The following is a 6,579-nucleotide window of genomic DNA, read 5'->3' on the forward strand; positions in this document are numbered from 1 at the left end:
GCGGCGCGTCCGACCACTCGTACGCCGTGCACGTCCGCCGTGCGAGCCGTCAGGATCGCCGCATGCGTCGTCCCGGACCGTCCCGCCCACCCGCGATGCCATCGTGCCGTCGGTCGGTCGTCGCGGTCACCGCGGCCCTGCTCCTCGGTGCCCCGGCCGACGCCGGGGCGCAGGCGCCCGCGTCGCCCGACGACCCTGCGTCCGCCTCCCCCGTCGACCTCACCGTCCTGACCGGCGGGGACCTGCTCGCCCACCAGCCCGTGTGGGACGCCGCGAAGCGGGCCGGCGGCGGGCGGCGCTACGCGTTCGACGCCCTCCTGCGGCCGATCGCGGCGATCGTCCGCGCCGCAGACGTCGCCGTCTGTCACGCCGAGACGCCGCTGGTGCCGGGCGCGCCGCGCGGCTATCCGAGCTTCCGGACCCCGGTCGGCTTGGCGCTCAGCGTCGAGCGCACGGGGTACGACGTCTGCAGCACGGCCAGCAACCACAGCCTCGATGCGGGTGGCCGGGGCGTGTCGACGACGCTCCGGGCCTTCCGGGGCACGTCGGTGGTGCCGACCGGGACGTCCTCCAGCGCTCGCGACCAGCGGCGGATCCCGATGGTGCGCACCGCGTCGGGGGTGCGGGTCGCGGTGCTCGCCTACACCGAGATGACCAACGGGATCGGCCTGCCGCACCGCTGGAGCGTGAACCTGGCCCGGGCGGGCCGCATCATCTCCGACGCCCGCCGCGCCCACGCCGCGGGGGCCGACGCGGTCGTCGTCACGCTGCACTGGGGCGAGGAGTACCGGACGGCCCCGACCCGGGCCCAGCGCTCCCTCGCGGCGAGGCTCCAGCGGTCGAAGGACATCACCGCGATCGTCGGGCAGCACGCCCACGTACCCCAGCCGATCCGCTTCTCGGGGCGTGTCCCGGTCGTCTACGGCGCGGGGAACCTGCTCTCGAACCAGACCGCGGCGTGCTGCCACCCGGCGTCCCAGGGCGGCTACCTCGCCCGGCTGCGCCTGCGGGCGACGCCGCGTCCCGCAGGCGCGAGCGGGGAGGCCCGCTTCACCGTCCGCGCGACCCGGGTCGAGTACGTCCCGACCTTCGTCTCCCGCCCCGGCTTCCGGGTGGTCCCGGCGTTGCGCAGCAGCGCGTCGGGCGCGCGGGCGTCGGCGCGGAGGACGATCCGGATCGTCGGCCGGTCCGCGCGGGTCCGACCCGTCCCGCGCTGAGGCAGGGCCTCGGAGCTGCGTGCGGTTCGTGGGGCGGGGCGATACCGAGGACCATCGGCCGCCGCGGATCACGAGGCGGGTGCGGTTCGTCAAGTGGGGCGATACCGAGGACCATCGGCCGCGGTCGAGGCCGCCGCCACCACGCCGATGCGCGACCATCCGGGCCGTGCGCGTCTGGATCGACCTCACCAACAGCCCCCACGTCCTGGTCCTGCGCCCGGTGATCGAGGACCTGCGCGCCCGCGGCCACGAGGTCGACGTCACCGCGCGGGACTTCGCGCAGACGCTCGGGCTCTGCGATCGGCTCGGCATCGCGCACACCGCCATCGGGCACCACCGCGGCGAGCGGCTGCCCGACAAGGCGCGCGGGCTCGCGTCGCGGACGACGGCGCTGCTGCGCTGGGCGCGGCGGGTCGGCGGGCATCCCGACGGCTCGCGGCCGTTCGACGTGGCGCTGGGTCACGGCTCCAACGACGTGACGGTCGCCGCTGCGCTCCTCGGGATCCCCTCGGCGACGGCGTTCGACTACGAGTGGGCGACGGTCCAGCACCAGATCAACTGCCACCTGGCGCGCTCGGTCGTCGTCCCCGACGTGATCCCGCCCGAGCGCCTGGCCCCGTACGGCGCGACAGGGAAGATCCGCGCCTACGCGGGGCTCAAGGAGGAGTACTACCTCGCCGACCTCGAGCCCGACACCGCGGTCCTCGACGAGCTCGGGCTCGACGCCGCGCTCCCGCTGGCGGTGGTCCGCACCCCGCCGGAGGTCTCGCTCTACCACCGGTTCCACAACGACCGGTTCGCCGTCGTGCTCGACCGCCTGCGCTCCCAGGGCCAGGTCGTCGTGCTGCCCCGCACCGACGCCCAGCGCGTCGAGCTGCGCGAGGCCGGCGGCTTCGTCATCCCCGAGCGGCCGATCGACGGGCCGTCGTTGGTCGCCCTCGCCGACCTCGTCGTCAGCGCCGGCGGGACGATGAACCGCGAGGCGGTCGCCGTCGGCACGCCCGTCTACACGACGTTCGACGGCAAGCCGGGAGCGGTCGACGACGCCCTGATCGCCGACGGCCGCCTGCGTCGCCTGGAGGACCCGGACGCGGTGGACCTCGTCAAGCGCGCCGCCGGGGACGACGGCGAGTCGGGCCGCATCCGGCGGGACCCGGCGGTCCTGACCGACCTGCTGCTGAGCGCCGCGGACGGGTGAGCGCGGGCGCCCGGCCGCGCCGATGGCCGTCGGGCGCCGTGGGTGAGGCCCGCGCGGGGTGGGGGCGCGCGCGGCGCGACCGTCGATCGCCGAGCGCCGCGCTCTCCCGGGCGCGGGCCGCGGGTCAGACCCCGGCCCAGCCGATCGTCCGCAGGGTGTCGCGCAGGGCGGTGGTGGCGATCGGCGCGAGGGTGGCCGCGACCGCCGAGGCCAGGACCGCGCCGACCATGAAGCGCCACGAGCGCATCGCGGCACCCACGGCGACGATCGCCACGCCGCCCAGGCCCTCGAGGATCGCCATGGTGCGCAGGCCGCCGCCCTCCCAGACCCAGAGCAGGGCGATCGACTCGCCCATCAGGAGGCCGCCGAGGGTGCCGAGCGCCGCACCATGGACCCACGAGCCGGTGAGCCGGCCGGTCGCCGTCGACAGGTGGCGGCCCAGCGCGGTCGTCCAGGCCGCGCCCACCAGGCCCAGCACGCCGCCCACGCCGAGTCCGGCGGTCCCCCAGCCGATCCCGAGCTTCGCGGCGCGGTGCGCGTCGTTGCCGCCACCCCAGTAGGACAGCCCGTAGTAGGCGACGGACCCGGCTCCGACGATGATCGCGCCGGCGACGATGCCGAGGACGAGTCCGCCGACGCCGCGCCGCCAGCCCCCGACCGCCCCACCGAGGAACCCGGCCACCAGCCAGGGCCCGCCGAGGCGGGAGAACTCCCAGGACCCGCGGAACGCCCCGGCGTCCGTGGTCTGGCCCATCCACCCGAGCAGTCCGGCGCCGACCAGGGCCAGCAGCAGGACGAGGACGACCGGCACCCGTCGGCCGCTCCGGGCCGGGGGCGGGGCGGCGGGCAGCGGCGCGTCCGGCCGCGTGCGCGAGGGGCCCCGATCGCGGGCCCGGCTGCCGGGGCCGCCGGGAGCGGACGGCGCCGCGTGCGACGGACGGGCGTCGGCCGCCGGGCGGGGGCGGCGGGGCCCGTCCGGGAACGGCACGGCCACGGCTGCGGCGTCCTGTCCGGTCGATCGCGGCGGCGAGGGCCGTCGCGGACCGCGGGCCACCGCGACGGTAGGGGCGTCGTCGTCGCGGTGCGAACGGGAGACGGTCGTGGGGGCGTCGTCATCGCGATGGCCGGCCGACACGGTGGTGGGGACGTCGTCGGGGTGCGACCACGGGACGTCCGCGGCATGGTCCCCCCGGCGCGAGACGGTCGTCTGCCGGTCGTCGTCGGCTGCGGACGCGGACACCGTCGTCGGGGCCTCGTCCGCGGGCGCGCGCAGGCGGGCGCGTGCACCGGGGCGCGTTCCGGGCCGCCGGCCGCGCTCGACGGGGTGGTCGTGCGACTCCCGGAACCAGTCCGCTCCGGAGACCGCGGTGGCGTCGTCGGCGTCGTCGAACCAGTCGTCGGCCTCGCGCGCGCGAGGCCGACGGTCGTCGGCGGGCGGCGCGTCGCGGACCTCGAACGACCACGGGTCGTCCTCCGGAGCCGGGGTCCGGGGGCGCGACGTGCTGCGACGGGGATCGCGGTCCACGCACCGATGGTGACGGTCCGGGGCACCGCCGTGCGGCAGACGGCGCACACGCCGCGCCGTGCGCCGTGCGCCGTGCGGGATGGCCTGAACGCGACGTGTCCGCAGCGCGGGAGGCCCCGTCGTCACGAGGCGCGCGCGCCGCGGTCGAGGGCCGAGCGCGTCACCCGCGGCCTCCACGTGCTCCACCCCGTGTCAGACTCCCCCGGATGCGCCGTCGCCCCGCCGCGCTGCACTTCCACCGGCTGGCGCCCGTCCAGGTGCTGGTCGACTTCGTGCTGGCCACCGGGGCGTACTGGCTCGCGTTCCGCATGCGGTTCGACCTGAAGCACGTCTCGGAGGCGTCGCCGAAGTACTCGAACCTCTTCGACCACACGTGGTACCTGGTCGCCGGATCGGTGGTCCTGGCGATCTGGGCGTTCGGCGGCTACCACCGGTCGTGGCGGCACACGGACGGCCGCTCGGACTTCCGGACCGGGCAGGGCGTGATCGTCGGCCTGCTCCTGTTCCTCGGCCTCAACGGCATCCTCCAGCCGGCCACGTGGCAGAGCAAGACCGAGGGCGTCACCACGACGTACCCGCCGCCGAGCATCTACGGCCTGGCGATCGTGGCGGGCATCTTCCTGATCATCGGCGCGCGGATCGTCGTCCGGTCGTTCGACGAGCGCCGCCTGCTCCTGGGCTTCTCGCGGCGCAGCGCCGGGAAGACCGCCCTGATCGTCGGCGCCGGCGACGGCGGGCGGCTGGTGCTGAAGGAGATGCTGCGCAACCCGCAGCTCGGCCTGCGGCCCATCGGCTTCGTCGACGACGACGCGGCGAAGCAGCGCACCCGCATCGACGGCGTCCGGGTCCACGGCCGGATCGACGACCTCGAGCGGGTCATCGACGAGGTCGGGCCGAACGAGATCATCATCGCGATCCCCTCCGCCCCCGGCACCCTGCGCGCGAAGGTCCTCCGCGCCGGCCGCAGCCGGGGTGTCCAGGTGCGGACACTGCCGACGGTGTTCGAGCTCCTGCAGGCCGGCAGCGGCCAGGTCGTCCGGCAGGTCCGCGACGTGCGCGTCGAGGACGTCCTCGGGCGCGAGCCCGTGAAGATGGAGCTCGACCGCGTCGGCGCGTACCTCAAGGACGAGGTCGTGATGGTCACCGGTGCCGGCGGTTCGATCGGCTCGGAGCTCTGCCGGCAGATCGCCCGGGTGGGACCGCGGCGGCTCGTGATCCTCGACCACGCCGAGGACAACCTCTTCGCGATCGAGCGCGAGCTGCTCGACGACCGGCAGGTCCCCGAGGGCATGGTCGCGTCGGTGATCGCCGACGTGAAGGAGGGCGACCGCATCCGCGAGGTCCTCGCCGAGCACCGCCCGACGACCGTCTTCCACGCCGCCGCCTACAAGCACGTCGGCCTGATGGAGGCCAACCCGGTCGAGGCGGTCCGCAACAACTCGATCGCCACGCGCTTGATGACCCGGCTGTGCGGCGAGGCGGGGGTCGCGCGGTTCGTCCTCGTCTCCACCGACAAGGCGGTCACCCCCGCCACGGTGATGGGTGCCAGCAAGGCCCTCGCGGAGCTCGCCGTCGAGAGCGCGTCGCAGCGGTGGCCCGAGACCCGGTACTCGTGCGTCCGCTTCGGCAACGTGCTGGGGTCCAGCGGCTCGGTCGTCCCGATCTTCAAGCGACAGATCGCCCGCGGTGGGCCCGTCACCGTCACGGACGCCGCGATGACGCGGTACTTCATGACGATCCCGGAGGCCGTGCAGCTGATCATCCAGGCCGGCTCGCTCGGCACCACCGGCGAGATCCTCGTCCTCGACATGGGCGAGCCCGTCGGGATCATGCAGCTCGCGCACGACATGATCGAGCTGTCCGGCTACAAGCCGGGCGAGGACATCGCGATCGAGGTCATCGGCAAGCGCGCCGGGGAGAAGCTCCACGAGGAGCTCTTCAACCCGTTCGAGACGCCGCGGGAGACCGCCGCGGACCGCATCCACCGCGCGGAGCGGGAGCGCTTCGCCCCCGCGACGGTCGAGGCGATGTTCGACGAGATCGGGCTGCTCGTGCTCGAGGGCGACGCCCACGGCGTGGCCACGAAGGTCGCCGAGCTGCAGCGGGTGCACCGGAGCTCCGAGTCGGCGACGCCGGACCTCGGGGCCGGTGACGATCCTGTGACCCGGACGGTCCCTCCCGCGCCCGAGCCGCCGGTGCACGCCCGGCGGACGGGTGGACTCGAACCGGGCGCGAGCGCCTACACTGGTCCGCTATGACCTTCGAGGTCCCAGCGCTGGCGGCGGGTTTCGCCAGCAAATTCGACGAGATCGGGCCGTACATCGGCTTCGGTTCGCTGGTCGCCGTCGTCGCCATGGCGATCCTCGTGTTCGCGCAGGGACGGGAGCTCCAGCGGCTCCGCGAGTGGGCCGGGAGCTCCCCCGAGCGCCTCGACGCGCTCGAGGAGGAGGTCCGCAACGGCGCGGCCGCGCGGGCCGGCGTGCCGCCCCGTCCTGCCGGCTACGTGGCCCCGGGCGGCGCCACCGCACCCGGGGGCGCCGCCGTCCCCGGCGGTGCCGTCCCGCCCGGCGCCCCGCCCCGGCCCCCCGGCGCGCCGGGGGCACCCGCCCCGGGCGCCCCGGTCGTCGGCGGCGCGGCGG

5 protein-coding genes are annotated in these 6,579 nt (G+C 75.7%); 4 read left to right on the forward strand and 1 reads right to left on the reverse strand.

The window, feature by feature from the left end; genetic code table 11:
* Window positions 1–62 precede the first annotated feature (62 nt).
* Together PATMI_RS27775 and PATMI_RS0105925 are read left to right on the forward strand one after the other, a co-directional pair.
* Entirely contained in the window at window positions 63–1,217 is a 1,155-nt protein-coding gene (locus tag PATMI_RS27775) for a CapA family protein (RefSeq protein WP_084269725.1), read from the forward strand.
* Between the two features lie 166 nt (window positions 1,218–1,383).
* Window positions 1,384–2,415 carry a DUF354 domain-containing protein gene (locus PATMI_RS0105925; protein ID WP_026910216.1) on the forward strand — a complete coding sequence of 344 codons (1,032 nt, stop codon included), beginning with the start codon at window positions 1,384–1,386 and terminating at the stop codon, window positions 2,413–2,415.
* 124 nt (window positions 2,416–2,539) lie between these two features.
* Here the strand turns inward: PATMI_RS0105925 and PATMI_RS37255 are convergent, their stop codons facing one another.
* Complete coding sequence (locus PATMI_RS37255) at window positions 2,540–3,226, reverse strand: hypothetical protein (RefSeq protein ID WP_169738335.1); 687 nt, start codon at window positions 3,224–3,226, stop codon at window positions 2,540–2,542.
* A gap of 920 nt (window positions 3,227–4,146) precedes the next feature.
* Between PATMI_RS37255 and PATMI_RS27780 the strand changes: the two genes are divergently transcribed.
* Window positions 4,147–6,198 carry a polysaccharide biosynthesis protein gene (locus tag PATMI_RS27780; protein ID WP_084269726.1) on the forward strand — a complete coding sequence of 684 codons (2,052 nt, stop codon included), beginning with the start codon at window positions 4,147–4,149 and terminating at the stop codon, window positions 6,196–6,198.
* The coding region (locus tag PATMI_RS37260; RefSeq protein WP_036725317.1) for a hypothetical protein at window positions 6,195–6,579 on the forward strand (385 nt) is incomplete at its 3' end. The genes PATMI_RS27780 and PATMI_RS37260, both read left to right, overlap by 4 nt.

The sequence above is a fragment of the Patulibacter minatonensis DSM 18081 genome (assembly GCF_000519325.1).
Lineage (GTDB): Bacteria > Actinomycetota > Thermoleophilia > Solirubrobacterales > Solirubrobacteraceae > Patulibacter > Patulibacter minatonensis.